The organism is Cupriavidus basilensis (assembly GCF_029335485.1).
Lineage (GTDB): Bacteria > Pseudomonadota > Gammaproteobacteria > Burkholderiales > Burkholderiaceae > Cupriavidus > Cupriavidus basilensis_E.
In genome coordinates, this window is the sequence record NZ_JARJLM010000498.1 from 1 (window position 1) to 1,505 (window position 1,505).

Genomic DNA, 1,505 nt, shown 5'->3' on the forward strand with positions numbered 1-1,505 from the left:
GCGTTGACGGCCCGCTGCAATCAGGCCGGCATCTCGCCCTGCCCGTCTCGCCGGCCTGGCTCCAGGGCGAGTGCTCCTCGGCCGGGTTGACGCGCTGCATGCCCGTCTCGGCATCCAGGACTCTCGCGATTTTCGGACACGGCTTCTCTCGCCGCACTGTGCGGCTGGTAGGGGAGCCGGTTGTTATTTTCTCAGCCGGACCGTGTGGGACACGTCGGGCATGAGCGGCGCGCTGATTGGCAAGCCCGTGTGGTGCTCATCGGCTGCATTGGCTTGCGCCCGTCGCTCGTGGGAAACCCCACGTTCGAAATCCGGGACGTACTGCGGATAGCCAACTTCCATGCGGTACTCAATCCACGCGAGAGCAAGATCCAAGGCGCCATCTTCCGCGTTTTGGGCAGCCATACGAGCGCACGCCACGCCCAAGTTGTGGGCGGTACCGGAGTTCATGGGTACTTGTTTGCATTTTGACAAGGTGCCTCCTGCGGGTTGGTGGGAGTCGGCAGGCTGGCTGGAAGAACACACCATTTGGAGCCTTCGACTATTTATCTCCGCGCCCTTGAAGCGCTCCCTAAAGCTCGCATATTTCCGAAAAACCCAGCGGAATCGGAGAAAAAAAATGCGTAAAAATCGTTATAGGTGCGTAAATTTGCATTGCCTCCCCAATTGATCAGCAATTACGGCTTAAGCAAGCGCCGTAAGATGCCCTCATCGCAGCCTGAACCGGAAAGAACACACTTTTCCGAACGGCTACGCCAGTAGGCACCGATGCGGCCGTCTAGTTCCACGGGCACCGCCAGCTTGTCCAGCGGCACCACCAGGCCAGTGTGTTGTTCAGCAATACCTCGGTGCTGGGCGCTCTGATGCCTTGCGTTCCCGGGGAGGACCGCTGGGGAGAGTATCAAGGTCTGGCGATTGAGATACGTCTAGGCAGGAGAGTCAGAACGGGCGGAACACCCTGCCCGCAAGGCAAACAACAAGGAGGTTCGACTGCCAGTATGATCGCCGGGCGTCTATCCTGCGGCTGAGGTCTACCAGGCCGACGCCGCAGCCAGCGCACGCCGAATCAATCCGGCGGTGGAGGCGTCGTGCGACCGCGGCGGCCCGCCATCAAGCTCGCTGGCGATCGGCGCGGCCAGTTGCTTGCCGAGCTCTACGCCCCACTGGTCGAAGGAGTTGATGTTCCACAGCACGCCCTGCACAAAGGTGCGGTGCTCCGAGAGCGCGATCAGCGCGCCCAGGTGATAGGAATCGAGCCGCTGCAGCAGCAGCGTGTTGCTGGGGCGGTTGCCTTCGAACACCATGTGCGGCACCAGCGCCTCGTCCTGCACGCCCAGCGCCCTGACCTCCTCGGCGGTGCGGCCGCGCAGCAAGGCCTCGCCCTGGGCAAAGCAGTTGGCGAGCAGCTTGGCGTGGTGGCCGGGCATCGGGTGCACGGGCTCCAGCGCGGCAATGAAATCCACCGGCATCCAGTGCGAGCCCTGGTGCACCATCTGGAAGTAGGC

1 protein-coding gene and 1 pseudogene are annotated in these 1,505 nt (G+C 62.5%); both read right to left on the reverse strand.

Features of this window, described 5'->3' with window-relative positions:
* Positions 1 to 183: 183 nt before the first annotated feature.
* Complete coding sequence (locus P3W85_RS30670; protein WP_276267531.1) at positions 184 to 450, reverse strand: hypothetical protein; 267 nt, start codon at positions 448 to 450, stop codon at positions 184 to 186.
* A gap of 581 nt (positions 451 to 1,031) precedes the next feature.
* A pseudogene (locus tag P3W85_RS30675) lies at positions 1,032 to 1,505 on the reverse strand (glucose-6-phosphate isomerase); the annotation flags it as partial.